20 protein-coding genes and 1 pseudogene are annotated in these 18,139 nt (G+C 71.1%); 10 read left to right on the forward strand and 11 right to left on the reverse strand.

Features of this window, described 5'->3' with window-relative positions; genetic code table 11:
* Window positions 1-37: 37 nt before the first annotated feature.
* Window positions 38-466: pseudogene (locus tag ACIQGQ_RS34275) on the forward strand (hypothetical protein).
* Between the two features lie 25 nt (window positions 467-491).
* Window positions 492-899 carry a hypothetical protein gene (locus ACIQGQ_RS34280; RefSeq protein ID WP_402403653.1) on the forward strand — a complete coding sequence of 136 codons (408 nt, stop codon included), beginning with the start codon at window positions 492-494 and terminating at the stop codon, window positions 897-899.
* Between the two features lie 124 nt (window positions 900-1,023).
* Here the strand turns inward: ACIQGQ_RS34280 and ACIQGQ_RS34285 are convergent, their stop codons facing one another.
* Window positions 1,024-3,153, reverse strand: a complete 2,130-nt coding sequence (locus ACIQGQ_RS34285; RefSeq protein ID WP_402403656.1) for an MMPL family transporter — start codon at window positions 3,151-3,153, stop codon at window positions 1,024-1,026.
* A gap of 79 nt (window positions 3,154-3,232) precedes the next feature.
* Here ACIQGQ_RS34285 and ACIQGQ_RS34290 point away from each other — a divergent pair, with 79 nt between their 5' ends.
* The gene (locus ACIQGQ_RS34290) at window positions 3,233-3,721 is read left to right on the forward strand and encodes a MarR family winged helix-turn-helix transcriptional regulator (RefSeq protein ID WP_402403659.1); all 489 of its coding nucleotides are present in this window, start codon (window positions 3,233-3,235) and stop codon (window positions 3,719-3,721) included.
* Window positions 3,722-3,830: 109 nt separating this feature from the next.
* Here the strand turns inward: ACIQGQ_RS34290 and ACIQGQ_RS34295 are convergent, their stop codons facing one another.
* The 3 genes from ACIQGQ_RS34295 to ACIQGQ_RS34305 all read right to left on the reverse strand — a co-directional run bounded on the left by ACIQGQ_RS34295 (window position 3,831) and on the right by ACIQGQ_RS34305 (window position 6,009).
* Entirely contained in the window at window positions 3,831-3,998 is a 168-nt protein-coding gene (locus tag ACIQGQ_RS34295) for a hypothetical protein (RefSeq protein ID WP_352274468.1), read from the reverse strand.
* A gap of 155 nt (window positions 3,999-4,153) precedes the next feature.
* Entirely contained in the window at window positions 4,154-4,789 is a 636-nt protein-coding gene (locus ACIQGQ_RS34300) for a response regulator transcription factor (protein ID WP_259928450.1), read from the reverse strand.
* Complete coding sequence (locus tag ACIQGQ_RS34305) at window positions 4,777-6,009, reverse strand: sensor histidine kinase (protein ID WP_402403662.1); 1,233 nt, start codon at window positions 6,007-6,009, stop codon at window positions 4,777-4,779. The genes ACIQGQ_RS34300 and ACIQGQ_RS34305 overlap by 13 nt, the downstream gene beginning before the upstream one ends.
* 169 nt (window positions 6,010-6,178) lie before the next feature.
* Between ACIQGQ_RS34305 and ACIQGQ_RS34310 the strand changes: the two genes are divergently transcribed.
* The 4 genes from ACIQGQ_RS34310 (at window position 6,179) to ACIQGQ_RS34325 (ending at window position 11,121) form a co-directional block, all read left to right on the forward strand.
* On the forward strand, window positions 6,179-6,913 hold the full coding sequence (locus ACIQGQ_RS34310; protein ID WP_402403665.1) for an ABC transporter ATP-binding protein: 735 nt from the start codon (window positions 6,179-6,181) through the stop codon (window positions 6,911-6,913).
* Window positions 6,910-9,324 (forward strand): FtsX-like permease family protein, encoded by a 2,415-nt coding sequence (locus tag ACIQGQ_RS34315; RefSeq protein ID WP_402403667.1) that lies wholly within the window; start codon window positions 6,910-6,912, stop codon window positions 9,322-9,324. The genes ACIQGQ_RS34310 and ACIQGQ_RS34315 overlap by 4 nt, the downstream gene beginning before the upstream one ends.
* A 477-nt stretch (window positions 9,325-9,801) precedes the next feature.
* Window positions 9,802-10,203 carry a hypothetical protein gene (locus tag ACIQGQ_RS34320; RefSeq protein WP_402403670.1) on the forward strand — a complete coding sequence of 134 codons (402 nt, stop codon included), beginning with the start codon at window positions 9,802-9,804 and terminating at the stop codon, window positions 10,201-10,203.
* A gap of 654 nt (window positions 10,204-10,857) precedes the next feature.
* Window positions 10,858-11,121, forward strand: coding sequence for a hypothetical protein (locus ACIQGQ_RS34325; RefSeq protein WP_402403673.1), 264 nt, complete (start codon window positions 10,858-10,860; stop codon window positions 11,119-11,121).
* 102 nt (window positions 11,122-11,223) lie between these two features.
* Here the strand turns inward: ACIQGQ_RS34325 and ACIQGQ_RS34330 are convergent, their stop codons facing one another.
* On the reverse strand, window positions 11,224-11,700 hold the full coding sequence (locus tag ACIQGQ_RS34330) for a hypothetical protein (protein ID WP_402403676.1): 477 nt from the start codon (window positions 11,698-11,700) through the stop codon (window positions 11,224-11,226).
* Between the two features lie 352 nt (window positions 11,701-12,052).
* Between ACIQGQ_RS34330 and ACIQGQ_RS34335 the strand changes: the two genes are divergently transcribed.
* A complete protein-coding gene (locus tag ACIQGQ_RS34335; protein ID WP_402403679.1) occupies window positions 12,053-12,988 on the forward strand; it encodes an ADP-ribosylglycohydrolase family protein in 936 nt (311 codons plus the stop codon).
* A gap of 71 nt (window positions 12,989-13,059) precedes the next feature.
* Here the strand turns inward: ACIQGQ_RS34335 and ACIQGQ_RS34340 are convergent, their stop codons facing one another.
* From ACIQGQ_RS34340 to ACIQGQ_RS34365, 6 genes are all read right to left on the reverse strand, one after another.
* The gene (locus ACIQGQ_RS34340; RefSeq protein ID WP_402403681.1) at window positions 13,060-13,368 is read right to left on the reverse strand and encodes a hypothetical protein; all 309 of its coding nucleotides are present in this window, start codon (window positions 13,366-13,368) and stop codon (window positions 13,060-13,062) included.
* 130 nt (window positions 13,369-13,498) lie between these two features.
* Complete coding sequence (locus tag ACIQGQ_RS34345) at window positions 13,499-13,825, reverse strand: DUF1330 domain-containing protein (RefSeq protein ID WP_402403684.1); 327 nt, start codon at window positions 13,823-13,825, stop codon at window positions 13,499-13,501.
* Between the two features lie 231 nt (window positions 13,826-14,056).
* Window positions 14,057-14,470, reverse strand: coding sequence for an ATP-binding protein (locus tag ACIQGQ_RS34350; RefSeq protein ID WP_402403686.1), 414 nt, complete (start codon window positions 14,468-14,470; stop codon window positions 14,057-14,059).
* Window positions 14,470-14,880 (reverse strand): pyridoxamine 5'-phosphate oxidase family protein, encoded by a 411-nt coding sequence (locus ACIQGQ_RS34355; protein ID WP_402403689.1) that lies wholly within the window; start codon window positions 14,878-14,880, stop codon window positions 14,470-14,472. The genes ACIQGQ_RS34350 and ACIQGQ_RS34355 overlap by 1 nt, the downstream gene beginning before the upstream one ends.
* Window positions 14,880-16,529 (reverse strand): SulP family inorganic anion transporter, encoded by a 1,650-nt coding sequence (locus tag ACIQGQ_RS34360; protein WP_402403766.1) that lies wholly within the window; start codon window positions 16,527-16,529, stop codon window positions 14,880-14,882. The genes ACIQGQ_RS34355 and ACIQGQ_RS34360 overlap by 1 nt, the downstream gene beginning before the upstream one ends.
* A gap of 68 nt (window positions 16,530-16,597) precedes the next feature.
* The gene (locus ACIQGQ_RS34365) at window positions 16,598-16,939 is read right to left on the reverse strand and encodes an ArsR/SmtB family transcription factor (RefSeq protein WP_385213501.1); all 342 of its coding nucleotides are present in this window, start codon (window positions 16,937-16,939) and stop codon (window positions 16,598-16,600) included.
* A gap of 126 nt (window positions 16,940-17,065) precedes the next feature.
* Here ACIQGQ_RS34365 and ACIQGQ_RS34370 point away from each other — a divergent pair, with 126 nt between their 5' ends.
* A complete protein-coding gene (locus ACIQGQ_RS34370) occupies window positions 17,066-17,419 on the forward strand; it encodes a zinc ribbon domain-containing protein YjdM (protein ID WP_402403693.1) in 354 nt (117 codons plus the stop codon).
* Between the two features lie 65 nt (window positions 17,420-17,484).
* Complete coding sequence (locus ACIQGQ_RS34375) at window positions 17,485-18,138, forward strand: hypothetical protein (RefSeq protein WP_402403696.1); 654 nt, start codon at window positions 17,485-17,487, stop codon at window positions 18,136-18,138.
* The last annotated feature ends 1 nt before the right edge of the window (window position 18,139 follow it).

An 18,139-nucleotide genomic window follows, 5' to 3' on the forward strand; every position in this document is an offset into this window, starting at 1 on the left:
CGCCCATGGGGCCCGGGCAGGACGTCCCGTCGAAGGCATGGACAACCAGGCAGAGGTCCGCGAATTCCTGACCTCGCGGCGCGCGAAGATCGACCCCTAGGGGGTGTCTGACAAATGCCTGCGGCGTCGCGGGGTCCGGCCTGCGCCGCAGCGAGGTCGCCGCGCTCGCCGACATGAGCGTGGAGTACTACGCCAGACTCGAACGCGGAAACCTCGCCGGGACCTCCCCGGCCGTGCTCGAAGCCGTCGCTTCCGCCATCCTGCCGTCGGCGATCTCACCCTCGCCTACGAGGGCCTGGAGATGACTGCCGCCCCCGGCCTCACCGTCACCGTCCACACCGCCGAACCCGGCTCGCCCTCCGACGAGGGCCTGCGCCTGCTCGCCTCCTGGGCCGCCACACACCGGGCCTCCGCACCCGCACCGCCCTCTCCCCGCGCCGGGCGCTCAGGAATCCGGCGGCCGTAGGGTGGCGGGACGAGGAGGGAGCGGGATGGTGCGTGGTGTGGGGCCGCTGGTGCATGTGTCCGACGGGCCGGGTGGGCTCGCGGTGTGGGGAGTGGCTGAGCCCGAGCGGTGGGCGGGGGTCGATGTGAACGTGATGGTGGAGGCGGGCGAGGACGTCGGGGCGGTGGATCTGCGACTGCTCGGGGAGGTGCTGGAGCACCTGGACGACGTGGTGGCGGAGGCACGGCGGTTCGTCTGTGCGCAGCTCGACGTGCCGGAGGAGCGGGCGGCGTTGGACGCTCCGGAGGTGAACGTCTACACCGACGGGTGGATGCTGCGGTTCGCGGAGGGGGATCCGCCGATCTGCGAGCCGTACGGGGTCGGGGTGGTGTTCGAGGGGCTGCGGCCGGTACGGCTGGAGGACCTGAGCGAGGCCGAACCGATCGAGGACTGACCGGCCGTCACCGCGAGTCGTCCCAACGCCGGAGCACCGACGGCACGGTCGTAAGGACGGCCGGGCCTGCCTCGCCGGACACACCGGGGAGCTGCCGTGGCCACGGCAGCTCCCCGGGTCCGTCTCAACTGCTGGCCGTTTCCGTCGGCTTCGCGTCGGCCACGGGCGGACTCGGGCACCCGGCATCCGCCTGCCGCGCCAGTCGGCCGGGCCACCAGACCACGGGGCCGATGTCCCTCACGAGCGCGGGCACCAGGAGCGAGCGCACGACGATGGTGTCCAGCAGCACGCCGAAGGCGACGATGAAGGCGATCTGCGCCAGAAAGGCGAGGGGGATGACGACGAGGGCCGCGAAGGTGGCGGCCAGGACCACCCCCGCGGATGTGATCACACCGCCGGTGGCGATGAGCCCGCGGAGCATTCCTTGCCTGGTTCCGAGCCGCAGCGTCTCCTCCCGGACGCGGGACATCAGGAAGATGTTGTAGTCGACGCCCAGGGCGACGAGGAAGACGAATCCGTACAGGGGCACGGAGGCGTCCGTGCCCGAGAAGCCGAATCCGTGCTCGAAGACCAGTCCGGCAACACCCAGCGTCGCCAGGTAGTTCAGGCCCACGGTGGCGACCAGCAGGACGGGCAGGAGCAACGAGCGGAGCAGAACGACGAGGATGGCGAGAATGATCGCGAGGACGACGGGGATGATGAGGTTCTTGTCGTGCTCGGCGGTGCGCTGCGTGTCGTACTGCTGAGCCGTGTAGCCGCCCACGAGAGAGTGCGCGTCCACGGCGTGGACCCGCTCGCGGAGATCGCGGACCGCTTCCTTGGCGGCGTCGCTGTCCGGGGCGTCGGTCAGCGTCGCGTTGATACGGACCAGGCCGTCGACGACCAGAGGGTTCCCGCCGGGTGCGCCGGTGACCACCTGCGCGTCGGCCACTCCCGGTGTCCGGCGGGCGGCTTCCCGCACCGCGGCCCGGTTGTCCGCGTCGGCGACGATGACCGCCGGCTGACCGGAACCGCCGGGGAAGTGCTTGCCCAGGGTCCGCTGCGCCGTGACGGACGGCGCGTCGTTGACGAACAGCTCGTCGAACGGGACCCCCTTCGACTGCAGCGCGGGGAAGAACGCGGCGCCGGCCAGCAGCAGTCCGGTGGTGATGATCCACAACTGCCGGGGACGGCGGTCCACCCGGCGGGCGACATGGCGCCAGATCCCGTGGCCCCCGGCCTCGGCGTCGGCCGGCTTCGGCCTGGTGGGCCAGAAGGCGGCCCTGCCCGTCAGCGCCAGGACCGCGGGAAGGAAGGTGAGGGTCGTGAGGACGGCGCAGACCACCCCGATCGCCCCGACCGGCCCGAGCGCCCTGTTGTTGGTCAGGTCGCTCAGGAGAAGGGCGAGCAGGCCGAGTGCGACGGTGGCGGCGCTGGCGGTGATGGCCCCGAACGAGCCACGGGTGGCGGCCAGGGCGGCTGCGACGCGGTCGCCGGTGGCGGCCAGTTCCTCGCGGAAGCGGGCCGTGAGCAGGAGGGCGTAATCGGTGGCCGCGCCGATCACGAGGATGGACAGGATGCCCTGCACCTGACCGTCGACGCGGACGACGCCGTTGTCGGCGAGCACATAGACGATCGCGCAGGCGACCCCGAGGGCGAAGACGGAGCTGATGATGATGAGGAACGGGAGGAGGACGCTGCGGTAGACGAACAGGAGAATGAGCAGGACAGCGGCGAGGGCCACCCCGAGCAGCACCCCGTCGATGCCGGCGAACGCCTCCTTCAGATCCCCCTGGGTCGCGGCGGGACCGGCGAGCTGGGCCCGGGTGTCCGGTACGGCGTCCGCCGCGGCCCGGATCACGTCCAGCGCCTCGCCGAGTCCGTCCCCGAGGTCCGGAGACAGCGGCACGACGCCCTGGAGGGCCTGGCCGTCCGCCGAAGGGAAGGCCGGGGAGGGAGTGCCCTCCACGCCCCGGGCGCCCTTCAGCGACTGCAGCGCGGCGGTCGCCGCCTTCTGCTGGGCCTGCGACATGTCGCCGCCCCCGGCGGATGTCCAGACGAGGATCGCGGGCAGGGCCTCCCGCTGGTCGAAGGCCTTCAGCCGCTCGATCACCTTCGTGGACTCGGCGTTCTGGGGCAGGAAGGCGGCCTGGTCGTTGGTGGACACCTCGCCGAGCTTGCCCGCGTAGGAGCCGAAAGCTCCCCCAAGGCCGATCCAGACCACGACGAGGACGAGGGGGACCAGCCAGCGGACTGGTCGGCGCACGCGGTTCATCGATTCCCCAGGGGACGAGTGAGTGAAGGTAACTCAAAGATAAACTATCTCAATGATTGAGTGAGACTATGATTGACGCATGCCGTCACGCTCACCGGACACGACCGACCAGGCCAGCGACCTGTCCGCCTACGCTGCCCTGCTGCGAACGCTGAACCGCGAGCTGAACCGGACCACCCTGGACTTCGCCCATCAGCACGGCCTGCACACGACGGACATCCACGCCCTCGCCGTGATCATGGATTCCTCGGCGTCCTCCGGCGGCCCGGTGACCCCCTCGCACCTCCGGGAGGAGCTGGGCCTGACCTCCGGAGCGATCACCGCCTGCCTCGACCGGCTGGAGCGCTCGGGGCACGTCAGCCGCGTCCGCGACACCGCGGACCGCAGGGTCGTCCACCTCGTCTACAACCCCGACGCCCGCGCGCTCGCGCGCGAGTACTTCAGCCCTCTCGCACGGGCCACCGAGACCGCGCGCAGCCGGTTCACCCCGGAACAGCTGACCACGATCGCGGACTTCCTCCGGGGGCTCAACGCCGAGCTGGCCGCGGCGCACGAACCGCAGGCGTGAGGGGTCCGCCTCCGCATCACACATGATCCGGATTCCGCGCCACGCACGAGGAGGGGGCGTCCGGCTCACTGCCGGACGCCCCCTCCTCAGGTGCTCTCGCCGCTACGGGTCACTTCTTGCCGCTGGTCAGCCACACTCCCAGCGCCGATCCGACCCAGACGACGCCGGTACCGACTCCGGCCAGGACCCTCGTGGTGCCGGTGTAGTGGGCGAAGGTGCTGACGTAGACCGCCGCCGCCGTGGAGACGATGAGCAGCAGCCAGAGCACGGGCTTCATCAGGGGTTCCTCCTGTTGTGCTCCCCCTACGGTCCGACGGGCGGCCGGGGGGTGGGATCTCTTACGTCGTCCACCTTCTCCCTCCGCCCCCGGTCGGCACATCGGACCGTTCCCCCGAACCGGAGGTGTAGCCCGCTACACCTCCGGGGTACGGGTCAGGCGTTCAGATAGGCGAGCACCGCGAGCACCCGGCGGTGGCCGCTGTCGCTCGGCGGCAGGTTCAGCTTGGCGAGGATGCTGCCGATGTGCTTGCTGACCGAGCGTTCGGTGATGAACAGGGTCGTGGCGATCGTGGGATTGTCCAGGCCCTGGGCCATCAGCCCGAGCACCTCTCGTTCCCGGGGGGACAGCGCGTCGAGCGGGTCCCGGCGGCTCATCAACTGGGAGACGACCTCGGGGTCCAGCGCCGTTCCGCCCGCGGCGACCCGTTCCAGCGCGTCCTGGAACTCCTCGATGTGTCCCACCCGGTCCTTGAGCAGGTAGCCGATCCCCGAGGCGCCCTGTCCGAGCAGTTCGGCGGCGTAGCTCTCCTCGACGTACTGGGAGAGCACCAGGAGCGGCAGGCCGGGAATGAGCTTCCGGGCCTCTATGGCGGCACGCAGCCCCTCGTCGCGGAACCCGGGCGGCAGCCGGACGTCCAGAACAGCCACGTCCGGCCGGTGTTCGAGCAGGGTGGGGACGATCTCGGGCCCGCTCCCCACGACGGCCACGATCTCGTGCCCGACATCCTCCAGGAGCAGAATCAGGCCTTCGCGGAGAAGGACGTTGTCCTCCGCGATCACAATCCGCACGGCAGCACCACCTCAATCGTCGTTCCGGAACCGACAGGGCTGTCGATCCTCGTCGTACCGTCCAGGGCGGCGACCCGTCGGCGTACCCCGGCGAGTCCGCTGCCCGAGGCGGAGCCGGACTCGGCCCCTCCGCGCCCGTCGTCCTGTACCAGGATGCGCAGCGTGGGGCCGTCGTACCGGAGCGACACCTGCGCACGGTCCGCACGGCTGTGCCGGGCGATGTTGGTCAGCGCCTCGGCGACGACGAAGTAGGCGGCCGCCTCGACGGCGGCCGGGGGGCGGCGGTCGGTCTCGGGCAGATCCAGGGTGGTGGGGATCGGCCGGCCCGCGGCCAGGGAGCGGATGGCCCCGTTCAGTCCCCGGTCGGAGAGGATCGGCGGGTGGATGCCGCGGATGACGGTGCGCAGCTGGACGAGTGCTTCGTCCACGGTGTCCCTGGCTTCGAGCACCATTCTCCGGGAGCTCTGGGGGTCCTTGTCGAACCGGCGGTCGGCCAGGGCCAGGCGCATGGCCACCGCCACGAGTTGGGCCTGGGTACCGTCGTGGAGGTCGCGTTCGATCCGCCGGAGTTCCGCCTCGTGGGCCTGGAGGGCTCCCGCGCGCGAGGTGGTCAGTTCCTCGATCCGCCGGCCGGCGCCGGTCCACGTGCCGAGCATGACCTCCGCGGTCCATGTCTCCAGCCTCATCGTGGCGGGGGCCAGCCAGAAGAAGAGGGCGGCGAAGAGCCAGACGCACACGGCGGACAGGACGATCGCCTGCATCCAGGTGGTGAGGGGGGCCGCGAGGAGGGTGAGGGTTCCGCCGGGGAGGGTCCACCACCACAGCGGGATGGAGATCGTCAGCAGCAGGCTGAGCAGCACGCCCAGGACGAGGACGGGAAGGACCAGCCCCACGATGCCGTGCACCAGCATCCACGCCACGTCCTTGCGGGTCCCCGGGGACCGCAGCAGTTGGAACGTCCGCTGGTAGGCGTTGCCCTCGGGCGTCGGGTAGGGCCGGCGCACGGGGCGGCCGAGAACGCGTTCGGCACGTCGGCGTTCGGCGTCGGCCAAGGCGCGCAACGGCCGCACCGCCCATGGCAGGACCGGCGCGAAGATCAGCGAGAAGCAGACGAGCGGCAACAGAACGTAGCCGGCCAGCGAAGGCAGAGCGGTAGCGAGCCCGCCCAGCAGATACCTCGTGGATCGTAGGCCGTGGAGTGCTCTTGCCTTCAGGTCCATGGAGCAAGACCGTACTTCACGGGCGTTCCCTTGTCATAAGTGCGCGCTCCACCTGGCAGGTGGAGCGCGCTACACCCCCGGTTCGGGAGCGGGACCGCTGCTGTCCGCCCGGCTCGCGCGATTACGTTCGGTACTCGTTCTGACCGATCGAGGAACCGAGGGACCCACCATGCAACCGATGACGACGACCCGGGCCACGCCGTTCGCCGTGTCCCTGGAGGAGGTCTCCCAGTCCTACGGCGAGGTGACCGCGCTGGACCGGGTCAACTGGGGGTTCCGCAAGGGCAGTCTCACCGCGATCATGGGCCCGTCCGGATCGGGCAAGAGCACCTTCCTGCACTGCGCCTCCGGCCTCGACCGGCCCAGCAGCGGAACGGTACGGCTCGGTGATCTGGACATGGGAGGGCTCAGTGAGACGGAGCTGACCCGGCTGCGCCGTGAACGGATCGGGTTCGTCTTCCAGGGCTACAACCTCATGCCCTCGATGGACGTCGAGCGCAACATCACCCTCCCGCTGTCCCTCGGCGGCCGCCGGGCGGACAGGCCCTGGCTGGACGAAGTGGTCCACCGCGTGGGGATGGCCGGCCACCTGGACCGGCTTCCGGCACGCCTGTCCGGCGGCCAGCAGCAGCGGGTGGCGGTCGCCCGGGCGCTCGTCACCCGCCCGGAGATCGTCTTCGCCGACGAGCCCACGGCCGCGCTCGATCCGAGGTCGGCCGAGCATGTCCTGAAACTGCTGCGCGACGCGGTCGACGAGATGGAGCAGACGGTCGTGCTGGTCACCCACGACCCGGTGGCGGCGGCCTGGGCCGACAGCGTCGTCTTCCTGAGCGAGGGCAGGATCGTCGACGAGCTCACGGCTCCCTCCGCCGCGACCGTCCTGGCCCACTGGGGGACGCTGTGAGGCGCGGGATCGCCGCCGGAGTGGCGGCGGCACTGTTGTGCGCGGCAGTGCTGACGGGCGCGTTCGGGGTCCTGCTGGAGTCCGCGCTGCGGGCGCACGGATCGGCCGACCGCTACGGGAACGCCGTGGCCGTCGTCGCCGCGAGCCAGCGCGTGGAGACCGTCCGGGACGACCAGACCGATGTCAGGCCGCTGGTGGAACGGGCCCGGGTACCGGTATCGGTGGCGGACCGGGTGCGCACGGTACCGGGGGTCACGGAGGTGGTCGCGGACGTCTCCCTGCCGGTGGTCACCGCCGACGGGACCGTGCGGACCGGCCGTGGCTGGGACGCGACCGCGCTCACCGCTGTCGAACTGCGCGCCGGCCGGGCTCCCCGGGCGGACCACGAAATCGCGGTGGACTCCCGCAGCGGCCGGGCCGTCGGGGACACCGTCCGCCTCCAGGCCGGCGGCGGGGCGCCGGAGCCCTACCGGGTCAGCGGCCTGGTGTCCGGCCGGGCCGCCGCGGGCGACGACGTCTGGTTCGGACAGCGCACGGCGCAGGCCCTCAGCGGCCGCCCCGGGCACGCGGACGCGCTGGTCGTGCTCGGTACGAAGGAGACGTCCGCCCCGTCGCTGCGGGCAGCCGCCCCCGGTCTCGTCGTCGCGACCGGTGCGGACCGCGGTGACGTCGAGAACCCGGAGGTGGCGGCGGCACGACTCGACCTGATCGGCGTGTGCGCGTCGATCGGCGGTGTCGCCCTCCTGGTGGTGCTGCTGGTCGTGACGGGTCTGCTGGACGTGTCCGTACGGGACCGGGCCCGCGAGCTCGCCGTCCTGCGCGCCATCGGCGCCACCCCCCGGCAGGTCCGCCGGGTGATCGTCCGCGAGACGCTCAAGGTCGCGGCACCGGCATCGCTCCTGGGCGGTCTGCTGTCGCTGGGGCTCGGCGCCCTTCTGCACCGCTTCATGGCCGAACAAGGTGTCCTGCCCCAGGGGCTGGGGCTCGTACTGGGGCCCTTCCCCGTCGTCGGTGCCCTGGCGCTCACGGTCCTCACCGCGGTCGGTTCCGCCTGGCTCGCGGCACGGCGCGTCTCCCTGATCCAGCCGGCCAAGGCCGTGAGCGAGACCTCCGCCGAGCCGACCCGGCTACCGCGCTGGCGCATGGTCACCGGCCTGGTGTTCCTGTTCATCGGTCTCGGTTCGGCCACCACCGCTTTCGCGTTCGGCGGGCAGGTGGCGAGCGCGGCCATGGGCGGACTCGTCCTCTCCCTCATCTGGGCCGCGGCGCTGCTGGGTCCCTCGATCGCCCGAGGGGGAATCACGGTCCTCAGTCCGGTCGCGCGTCTGCTGTTCCCGGTCCCGGGGCGGCTCGCCACCGATACGGCCACCGCCGCGGCCGTACGCCTCGCATCGGTCATCACACCGATCGCGCTCGCGCTCTCCTTCGGCGCCAGCCAGCTGTTCGTGCAGACCACCGCGGTCAACGCCACCCGGACGCAGGCGGTTGCCGGGCTGCGCGCGGACCACGTCCTCGTCTCGGACGGGCCGGGCGTGCCCCGGGCCATGCACCAGGCCGTGGAGAAGACGGCCGGGCCCGGGGCCGTGACCGCGGTGAAACGCACCACCGTGGTGATGAAGGTCGCCGACCAGCTCCAGTCCCTGCCCGCCCAAGGGCTGACGGGCGCGCTGTCGAACCTGGACCCGGGGGTGAAGGCGGGAGCGCTGAAGGACCTGCGCGGCAGGAACACGGTCGCGCTCAGTTCGAACGTGGGCAGCACGTCCGACGTCGGTTCGACCGTGTCTCTCTGGCTCGGCGACGGCACCGTGATCCGCCCCGAGGTGGTCGCCGTCTACGACCGGGGCCAGGGCTTCGGGGATGTCCTGCTGCCTCACGAGGTGGTCACCGCCCATGTCACCGACGCGGGCCACGACGACTACCTCCTGGTGAAGGGAGAGGCCGACCTGCGGCCGGTGCTCGACCGTTTCCCCGGGACCCGTGCCGCGTCCGCCGAGCAGTACAGTGCGGCTCTCACCGAGAAGGCCCGACAGGAAGCCCTGCCAGGGCTGTTCGCCGTCGCGGCGATCTCCCTGTTCACCCTGATCGGTGTGGTGACCACACTGGCCGTCGCCACCGCGTCCCGCCGTCGTGAGCTGGCTCTGCTCCGGCTCATCGGCGCGACCCGCGGCCAGGTCCTGGCGATGCTGCGGCTGGAGACCTGCCTCGTGCTCGGCACGGGGGCCGCCGTCGGCTCTCTGGTCGCGGCGGTGACGCTGCTGACCTTCGGCGGCGCGGTGACCGGTCTGTCCGCGCTGTCGGTCTCGCCCTCGGTCTGCGCGGCCGTACTCGGCACGGTGTTCCTGTCGGGCACGGCGGCTGTCATGCTGCCCGCCCGTCGACTGCTGCGCCGTGGGTCCCCCCGGGTCGCGTAACGGAACCGGGTCCGGCCTCTCTCGTGCTCCCCGTCCTCGGGCGGGGACACGGGAGGGGCCGTTGCTTCATGTGCCGTGCCCCGCACAGGACCAGCAGGCGCTCCCCGGTCGCTCCGACCGCGATGGCTCACTCGTAGAAGCAGGCAGCTCTCAGCATGTCGGCGATCACACTCCAGTCGGGCTGGTCGGGAACGGGCTTTCCCCGGTTGGCGAAGTAGCCGTCCACCCGCACACCGCGGGCGGGAGGGTGCCGTGGTCACCGGCGGACACGGCCGCCACATGTCGACCGGATGCCCGGATACCCGCTGGTCCGGGCAGCCGCAGCACGGGCGAAACAGGAGCCCGCCCTGCGCGAGGAACGCATGTGACACCGAATCAGCGGAAGGAAACCCTCCGTGGCAATCAGTGGTTACTGTCGGCAATATGACGCATATAAGGAAGATCCAGACGCGACGCATGGCAGTAACGCTGGCCGCTGTGGCAGCCGCGGTGGCACTCGGCGTGGGCGGGGCGATCGCAGCTGCCGGCCAGGACGGCGGTTCGCCCGGCCCGACTCCGGTGCCCGCGGAGACGTCCGACACGGGAAGCGGCGGGGACAGCGGCGGCGTCGACACCGGCGGCGGAGACAGCGGATCCGTCAGTGGTTCGGGCGGCACCGACGGCGGCGGCTCCAGTGGTACGAGTACGGGAGGCTCGGGTGGCACCGAGTCCCCGCCTCCCACGGCCGGTCCCACATCTCACCCCACGGATCCGGCAAGCCTGGACGACCTGGCAAAACGCATCGACGGCCTGGAGAAGAAGGTGGACGAGTTGCCCACCAAGAAGGAACTGGCCGATGCCCTCCGGGCCTTCGCGGACCGGTTGGAGCAGCAGGACTGAGACCAACGGATCCGCCGCGAGCTGCGGCTCTCGGGTCCGTGCGGGTCCGTGCGGGTCGTCCGTCCGCACGGACCCGTTCCCGTGAGCCGGAGGCCGCGGTCAACGGACAGCGGGTCCCGATCGCCGAGCTGCGCGAGAACGCTTCCACCGACGGCCGCGATGCCCACCCATTCGTTTGTGTCTGAAGGACTACGGGGCATTCGCGTGTGCCGAGTGCCCCACATAGCCGCATGCCGCTTGAAGCAGCGTTTTGCAGCAGGGGTGCTGTCTGAGGGGTGGATGGGACAGAGAGCCTGTCTGCTCCGGCCCCTGCGGCTGGAGGCCGGTGCTGTTTGATCCACGGGAGTTGTTGATGACTTCCGTCGGTTCGCACAGGCGGAGGCTCGGATGGCTGACTGTTGTTGCGAGTACCGCGGTACTCGCAACGGGCACGGGGGCGGCGGTCGCCTCGTCCGTCAGCGCGTCGCCGGTGTCGGCAGCGCCCGCCGCCGCGCCTCTCCAGGCCGCCTCCGCGGTCAGTGCCGTGACGGTGGTTGGACCGGTTGAGCGGCGCGTTGTGGCTGACGGCGAAGGGCCTGCACATCGGCGCCCCGGAGTCGTCGGAAGCTGACGGGCCGCATGTCACGCGGGTCGCGGACGTTCTTCCCTGGCAAGGTGTCCACGATCGCCCGTGGCGATGCCTCCGGTGCGCTCCGGGCGGGCATCTACCGTGGTCCGGTGACGGTGGCGACCACGGTAACCGTCAAGCTCGGAGACCGAACCCTCCAGGCCAAGGTCATCACCCTTGCCGACAAGCCCGGCTGGGCCGCCTACTACGTCTTCGACGCGAAGGACAGGGCGGACATGAAGCCGTCGATCACCGTCCAGGATGCCGACGGCACGGTCCTGGCGTCGCTGGCCAAGTCCGGCAGGGGCTGAACCGGCGCGCGATCGTCCGCGATGGCATGGGGCTCGGTCATCATCATGGTGGCTGCCGCGCCGAGCCCGAGCGGTTCGCGCCTGCCGTACCGGCCGTCGGCGCTACGACGGCCAGCCGACGACGCCATCACGCACAACCAGCGGCTCTGCCCGGCGCGACTCGTGGAACCGGGTCCACCCCAGATCCACACTGCCGTCGAGGCGTCGATGGCAGTCGCCGGCCTTGGCCGCAAGCCAACCGAGCAGCTCGCCCGTGAGATCGAACTGGTCGGGGTGAATCTCCTGCCGACTGGTCAGGGCCCATGCACCGCACCGGGTGTCTTTTCTGCGCAGAAGAACGGAGACGAGTGCGCCATCCACCTTGAACGCCTCGCCGTGGTGGGCCAGAAGAGGCTGGGGATGGTCCTCGCCGACGAGTACGCCGTCATCGTCCTCGTCCCAAAAAGGAAACTCGGTCACGATATGAAGGGTCTCCGGTTTGGGGCCGAGCCCGAGGTGCCATCGAAGCTCGACGAGCTCGTCCTCGGACAACTCGTCGCGCAGATCCAGCGTGAGCATGAGCTCAAAGATGTCAGCCATGCCCACACACGGTAGTGCCCACTTCTGACGGCCCCGCCCCTCGTCGCTGCGCTGAGTGTCTGCCGCTGCCACAAGGTCTGTCTCATCTGCGCCCAGGCCCCGAGGGCGAGGGACCCCGTGCTGAACGTCATGGGCCTGCCCGGCGACGGGCACGACTGCCCCGCCCGAACCAGTCGGCAAACGCTGTCGCTGAAGGCGAACGAAGCCAAGCCGCGGACGATGCGGACACTTCCCCGAGCCGGAGACGGCGGCCGACGGCCGGCGGGAGGAGGGAGGCGTTCGCCACCGATGGCGGGGAGCCGAAAAAGCAATAGGGCCGCGGCAGTCCGCGTGGCGCGGATAGCCTGCGCGGATGAACCGGATGCAGCGGGCCGCAGGCGTGATCGTCGGCTCGGCGGTGGGTGACGCGCTGGGCGGTCCCTTCGAGTTCGGCCCCCGGGGGGCCTTCTCCGCGCGGTTCCCCGCCCCCGGCTCGGGTGGCGAGATGTGCGGAGGCGGCGGCTGGGACCCCGGCGAGGCGACCGACGACACGCAGATGGCCGTTCTGGTCGCGGAGTCCCTGCTCGAACGGGGCGGGCTGGATCTGCCGGACGTCTTCGCCCGCTTCCAACGGTGGGCGGCTTCGGGCCCCAAGGACATCGGCCTGCAGACCGAGGACGTCCTGACCAGCGGCATGCCTTGGGACCTCGCCGCAGCGATCCATTTCCAGGTCAACCGGCGAGCAGCCGGAAACGGCTCCCTGATGCGGGCATCGACCGCCGCGGTCCGCTTCGCGACAGCCGGCCGGGAAGCCACCATCGACGCGGCCCGGCGCATCGCCGCCCTCACCCACGGCGACCGTGCGGCCTGGGAAGGCACCGCGATCTTCCACGAACTCATCCGCGTCACGCTCGAAGGCGCCGACCCCCTCGCCGCTCTCCCGGAGGTCCTGGCTCATGTCCACCCCGACCACCGCAGCCGTTACGCCACCGTCCTCGCGCCCGACTGGCACCCCGATCAGGCAACCGAGTTCAACGGCGCCGTCTGGCCCTGCCTGGGCTCCGCCGTCTGGGCACTACGGACCACCGCCGGCTTCGAGGACGCGATACGCGCGGCGATCGACCTCGGCGGCGACACGGACACCGTCGCCGCGGTGACCGGAGGGCTCGCGGGGGCGTACTACGGCCTGGACGCAGTCCCCGCCCGCTGGACCGATCCCCTCCACGTCCCCCTCCCCGGATTCGACGGACGGGTGCTACGCCTGGCAGATCTGCTCGACCTCGCGCACCGGCTCACCGTCGTCGTGTAGACAGAACTCAGGCTCTCCATGGGGCCAGGAGCGTGCGGATCCGGAGCTCGACCGGCGTCGCACGGTAGGGGTCAATGGAGTTGGCACTCCCAGGGCTCGATGTCCGGCTCCCCCGGGGGCAGTTTGCCCGTGCAGTACCGGTAGAGCCAGGCCGCGGCCCGGCGCTCCGCGTACTTCTCGTTGAGCGGTTCGCCCTGCTCGTCCAGTTCGAGGACGTTGGCGAAGATCGCGACGCAGATCTCCATCTGGGAGGGCGACTCGCGCAGTTCCTCCCAGTAATCGATCCCTTTCAGCATCGGATGGCCCACCGATCCCTGAGCGAGCCATCCGGCGAAGCGTCGCAGGGCTCCCGACGCGCCATGGCTGAGATGCGGAGACATGCGAAGAATCTAGCCCCGGCGTTCCCGGGCCGGTCCTTGGCCTCCCGCCTGCGTGACGGTCTCTACCCGACGTGAGCGGCCTGCGTGGCCTCGTTCTCGGCAACGGCCCGGCCGGGCCGGAGGTAGCGGGTCACCTCCTGACGGCTCGTGCGGTCGGGTCGTAGCCGGGACCGACGCCCTCGACCAGGACCACGTCACCGGCGACGTGGTCGGTGCGCAGCCGCAGGATGTCCTGGTAGGCGGGAGAGTCGTACCAGGCGCGGGCCTCGGCCAGGCCGGGGAACTCGATGAGCACCATCGCGCCGGGCCAGGTGCCCTCCAGTACCTCGGCCGGAGGGCCGTGGATGACGAAGCGGCCCGCGAACGGGTCGAGGGTGGCCTGGATGCGCTCCAGGTACGTACGGATGTCGGGGTGGGTGCTGGTGCTGTGGAGGTGGGCGAAACCGTAGGCGGCCATGGGCGGGTTCCTTCGCGACGAGGCGGGGGTGGGGTGCGTCATCAGGATGCGGGGCGGGGGTGGTGGCGGGCCATTACCTCTGAGGTAGTCGCCCTTCCCCGGACCGGACACCGGCCCGGCGGCGCCGTTCAGATATCCGGCCACCGACAGCGCCCCCGAGGCCCCGCTCCTCCTCCTTGGTGCGGCCTCATTCGGTCGTGGTCGTGGCCGGGTTTCCCCGGTTCGGCGGTTTCAGAGGGGGAGGGTGATCCAGATGCTCTTTCCCGTGCCGTCGACGTCGGGCCGGGTGACCGCGGTGCCGCCGAGCCGCAGGGTCAGTTCCATGACGGTGCCCAGCCCGCCCGTGCCCGGGTCGTGCAGCGGGGGCCGGTAGGGATGGTGGTCGTGGACGGCGAAGGCGAGCGTGTCCTTGCTTCCCGCGTAGACCACCGTGATGTTCGGTGAGCGGACGGCGGCGTGCCGGACGCTGTTGGTGACGAGTTCGCTCAGGATCAGGAGCGCCGGGCCGACGGTGGGGTGGCGCAGGCTCACCCCCCACTCGGTGAGGGCGAGCTCGGCGGTTTCGCGGGCCATGCGGACGGCCGGGCCCATGGCGGGCACCGTCAGCACATGCCGCCAGGGGAGTTTCTCGATCCGCGGAACCATCACACCCCCTGGTGGACGAGGCGGAACCCGGCGACCGTCTGCGGCTGGATGCGCAGGAGCGTGTCGTGCGGACCGTGGGTCCAGCCGAGGAGCGTCCTGCGGTAGTGCGCGGCCTCGTCCGGGTCGGTGACGACGTCGGCGGGACCGGTGGCGGTGACCATCCAGCCGGTGCCGCCGACCTCCTTGATCCGGTCGGCCTGATAGGTGAGGGCGGTGCGTCCGGCCAGGGCGGCGGCCTGTACCGGGGCCCGGACGATCAGACGGCCGTGGTCGAGGCGGTGCACCGCCGGACGGACGACCGGGACCTCCCGTCGGACGTACACCAGACGTCCCTGGTCGGCCCCTTCGAGCAGCCACAGGGCCTCGGAACCGGAGATCTCCATCAGGTGGCGGGGAACGGGGCTGGTCATCAGGTGGGCTCCTGAACGGTGGTACGCGAATGCGGGGAGGGAAGGGGCGACAGGAGCCCGGCGCCCTCCAGTCGGGCGCGGGCCCCGGCGATCGCCTCCGGCGTGGTGGCGTACGCACGGCCGTCCGGACGCAGCAGCGCGAGGGTGCCGGTCGAGTCGAGGACCTGGCGGTGCTCGGGCCGTATCCCGGAGGCCAGTACGGTGATGCCGCGCCGGTTCAGTTTCTGGACGGCGTCCTTGAGGACGAGGGCGCCGGTGGCGTCGATGGTCGACACCCGCGACATGCGCAGGATGACGACGCGGACGTCGGCGACCTCGGAGAGCTCCAGCAGGAAGCGGTGGGCCGCGGCGAAGAACAGCGGGCCGTCGAGGCGGTAGGCGACGATGTGCTCGGCGAGCAGCGCGTGTTCCTCGTCGTTGTGGTCGTCGTGGTCCAGGGGGATCTCGTCCATGCGGGCCTGCCGCGCGACGGAGCGGAGCGCCAGTGCCCCGGCGGCGACCAGGCCGATGATCACCGCGTGAACGAGGTCGAGGGCGAGGGTCGCGAGGGCGGTCAGGACGAGGATCAGCGCGTCCGCGCGGGTGGCCCTGGCCATCGCCCGCAGCGAGCCGACCTCGACCATGCGGACCGCGGTGGCCAGCAGCACGCCCGCGAGCGCGGCGAGGGGAATCCTGGAGACCAGTGGGGCGGCGGCGAAGACGATGACGGCGAGGACGGCGGCGTGGGTGAGCGCGGCGAGCCGGGAGGAGGCACCGGTGCGGACGTTGACCGCGGTGCGGGCGATGGCGCCGGTCGCGGGGACACCGCCGAACAGCGGGGCGGCGATGTTCGCCAGGCCCTGCCCGAACAGTTCCTTGTCCGGGTCGTGCTTCTGCCCCACCGTCATGCCGTCCGCGACCTGGGCCGAGAGGAGCGATTCCAGGGCGGCGAGGGCGGCCACCGCGACCGCCGGGGCCAGCAGCGAGCCGAGGGCTCCGGGGTGCAGGAAGGCGAGGGAGGGGGCGGGCAGGCCGGAGGGCAGGGTGCCGATCAATGCGGCCGTGTCGAGGTGCAGGACCTGCACGGCGGCCGTGGCGGCGATCACCGCGACGATCGAGAACGGGACCGTCGGCCGCCACCGCGCGCCGAGCAGCATCACCAGCATCACCCCGAGGGCGAGGGCGAGGGCGGTCCAGTCGGGGGCGCGGACGAACTCCTCGACCGCGCGCCAGGTGACCACCAGGACCTTGTCGCCGTCCGGCTCGGCGACCCCGAGCGCGTTCGGGACCTGCTGGAGCCCGACGACGCAGGCGATGCCGAGGGTGAAGCCCTCCACCACCGAGGCCGGGATGTAGGCCATGTACCGCCCGGCCCGCAGCAGTGCGAGCGCGATCAGCATCGCTCCGGCGATCAGCCCGACGGTGAGCACGCCACCGGGGCCGTACTGGGCGACGATCGGTACCAGGACCACAGTCATCGCGCCGGTCGGTCCGGACACCTGAAGGCTGGATCCGCCGAAGAACGCCGCCAGCGCACCGGCCACCACCGCGGTCGCGAGTCCGGCCTCGGCGCCGAGGCCGGACGAGACGCCGAAACCGAGCGCGAGCGGCAGCGCGACGATCGCCACGGTGAGTCCGGCCAGCAGATCCCTGCGCGGATCACGGCCCATCGCCACCAGGTCCGTACGGCTGGGCAGCAGGGAGAGCGCCGGACCCAGGGCCCGGCCGATCGAGGTGCTCACTTGACGGTGCCCTCGGCTTCCCGCAGCTCCTCCAGCAGTTGGTGCCGGCCCGCCAGCATCTCGGTCAGGATCCGGCGCGCGGCCCGCAGCAGTTCCGCGACGTCCCCGCCGGCGAGCCCGTACACCACCGTCGCCCCCTCCCGCCGGGAGGCCACGATGCCGGAGCGGCGCAACACCGCGAGCTGCTGGGACAGGGCCGATGGCTCCACCTCGATCCGCGCCAGCAGTTCCCGTACCGGCATCGGCCCGTCCTGCAGCAGCTCCAGTACCCGGATCCGCACCGGATGCCCCAGCATCCGGAAGAACTCGGCCTTGGCCTGGTACAGCGGAACCGACACGACCTCTGGGACCTCTCCTCGACACACGTGTGCGCTGTGCCCGCGGCTACCTACGGGCACAGCCACCACAGCATGTGATGAATTGCAAATTTTCGCAATTCCACTACTCGGAAATATACTGCGCCGGTGACCGAGAACCTTCCCGCATGCCCCCAGTGCTCCAGCGCCTACACCTACGAGATGGGCGCGCTCCTGGTCTGCCCGGAATGCGGGCACGAGTGGCCGCCCGCGTCCGGGGAACCGGCGGACGTCGCCGAGGGGCGGGTCGTCAGGGACGCCGTCGGCAACGTGCTGAACGACGGTGACGCCGTGATCGTCGTCAAGGCCCTCAAGGTCAAGGGCAGCCCGTCGGGCATCAAGGCCGGTACCAAGGTGCGCGGCATCCGGCTGATCGACGGCGTCGACGGCCACGACATCGACTGCCGGATCGACGGTTTCGGGGCCATGCAGCTCAAGTCCTCAGTCGTCAGGAAGGCCTGATCCCGACTCCGGCGCGGATGCCCCGGGGCGCCGTGGATGTCAGTGCCCTTTGGCAAGGTGGCCGCATGAGCAAAGTAGTCAACTACTCCATGGCGAACCGCGGGGAAATCATGCGGTTTCTGCCCGCCCTGGATCTGAGCGACGAGGAATCGCGGCTCCTGGGCAGGATGCGGGAGAGCGCGCGGACACGCCAGGAAGGTCTCGATGCCCAGGAAGTGGACTGGGGGCTGTCGGTTCCGGACGCGCTGGATGAGCTGATCACCGGTCGGGCCGATTCCGCTGAGGAGTACGCCGGCAGCGCCTACTACGCGGCCCTCCAGATCATCATCGACCACAACGCGTCCGACTCCACCACCCTGGCCAGTTACCGAAGCCCCTCCACCCTCTTCTCCGCTCTGGACGACGCGTTGAGCGCGGCCGGCGTCCAGCCGGACCTGCTGCCCTACCAGTACGTCTACAGCGGTCCGCCCTCGGAGACCGGGTTCCACGTCCCCAGCCCCCTGGAAGGCTCTCCGGAGATCGGATACTGGCCGCTGGCGAAGGCCGGACCCGCGGTGGAGTCCTACCGGGCGGTGCTGGACCGGATCGACGCCGACCTGCGGTACGACCTGGAGGAGCTGATCAAGGCCCTCGACAGCTGGTACTCGGAATGGGCCGAGGGCCAGGGCACCTGGTGGTGGGCCGAGGACGGATCGGTCTTCTTCTCCATCACCGGCTGAA

Origin of the sequence: Streptomyces sp. NPDC092952, assembly GCF_044754785.1 — a bacterium.
Lineage (GTDB): Bacteria > Actinomycetota > Actinomycetes > Streptomycetales > Streptomycetaceae > Streptomyces.